We start from the raw sequence: 1,027 nt of genomic DNA, 5'->3' as shown, positions 1-1,027 counted from the left end.
GCCATTAGCTCAGTCGGTAGAGCATCTGACTTTTAATCAGAGGGTCGAAGGTTCGAGTCCTTCATGGCTCACCATTTAAATATTTGCGGGTGTGGCGGAATTGGCAGACGCACTAGACTTAGGATCTAGCGCCGCAAGGCGTGGGGGTTCGACTCCCTTCACCCGCACCATTTAAAAGTAGCGCGGAAGTAGTTCAGTGGTAGAACATCACCTTGCCAAGGTGAGGGTCGCGGGTTCGAACCCCGTCTTCCGCTCCAGATATTTGCTGCCGGGGTGGCGGAACTGGCAGACGCACAGGACTTAAAATCCTGCGGTAGGTGACTACCGTACCGGTTCGATTCCGGTCCTCGGCACCAATTAAACTAATAATGCGCCCGTAGCTCAATTGGATAGAGCGTCTGACTACGGATCAGAAGGTTATGGGTTCGACTCCTTTCGGGCGCGCCATTTATACGGGAAGTAGCTCAGCTTGGTAGAGCACTTGGTTTGGGACCAAGGGGTCGCAGGTTCGAATCCTGTCTTCCCGACCATGGAACACTTTATATAGATTATGGGGCCTTAGCTCAGCTGGGAGAGCGCCTGCTTTGCACGCAGGAGGTCAGCGGTTCGATCCCGCTAGGCTCCACCATAATTATATTGTCATGCACTCGCTTACTAATTAGGCGGCGTAGCTCAGCTGGCTAGAGCGTACGGTTCATACCCGTAAGGTCGGGGGTTCGATCCCCTCTGCCGCCACTAAAGATTTAAGGATCTTTAGCTCAGTTGGTTAGAGCAGACGGCTCATAACCGTCCGGTCGTAGGTTCGAGTCCTACAAGATCCACTGGTATTTATATGGAGTAATACCCAAGTCTGGCTGAAGGGATCGGTCTTGAAAACCGACAGGCGGGTCAAACCGCGCGGGGGTTCGAATCCCTCTTACTCCTCCATTTATCTTAATAAACGATGTTTCTATTATCGCGGGGTGGAGCAGTCCGGTAGCTCGTCGGGCTCATAACCCGAAGGTCGCAGGTTCAAATCCTGTCCCCG

At 53.0% G+C, this 1,027-nt stretch carries 9 tRNA genes; all 9 read left to right on the top strand.

Going from position 1 to position 1,027, the window contains the following annotated elements:
• Positions 1-85 precede the first annotated feature (85 nt).
• The 9 genes from ACHUFV_RS27425 to ACHUFV_RS27385 all read left to right on the top strand — a co-directional run bounded on the left by ACHUFV_RS27425 (position 86) and on the right by ACHUFV_RS27385 (position 927).
• Positions 86-170: transfer RNA gene (locus ACHUFV_RS27425), tRNA-Leu, on the top strand.
• Between the two features lie 12 nt (positions 171-182).
• Positions 183-257 (top strand) — tRNA-Gly (locus ACHUFV_RS27420).
• A 10-nt stretch (positions 258-267) separates the two neighbouring features.
• Positions 268-356 (top strand) — tRNA-Leu (locus ACHUFV_RS27415).
• Positions 357-370: 14 nt separating this feature from the next.
• Positions 371-447 (top strand) — tRNA-Arg (locus ACHUFV_RS27410).
• A 6-nt stretch (positions 448-453) separates the two neighbouring features.
• Positions 454-530, top strand: a tRNA-Pro gene (locus ACHUFV_RS27405).
• Positions 531-552: 22 nt separating this feature from the next.
• Positions 553-628, top strand: a tRNA-Ala gene (locus ACHUFV_RS27400).
• A gap of 33 nt (positions 629-661) precedes the next feature.
• Positions 662-735, top strand: a tRNA-Met gene (locus ACHUFV_RS27395).
• 12 nt (positions 736-747) lie between these two features.
• Positions 748-821: transfer RNA gene (locus ACHUFV_RS27390), tRNA-Ile, on the top strand.
• Positions 822-834: 13 nt separating this feature from the next.
• Positions 835-927 (top strand) — tRNA-Ser (locus ACHUFV_RS27385).
• Positions 928-1,027: the final 100 nt, after the last annotated feature.

This window comes from Niallia oryzisoli, assembly GCF_043641075.1.
GTDB classification, from domain to species: Bacteria; Bacillota; Bacilli; order Bacillales; family Cytobacillaceae; genus Bacillus_BD; species Bacillus_BD oryzisoli_A.
The sequence above is the reverse complement of the archived record's forward strand: the minus strand, read 5'-3'. Positions and strand labels throughout refer to the sequence as shown.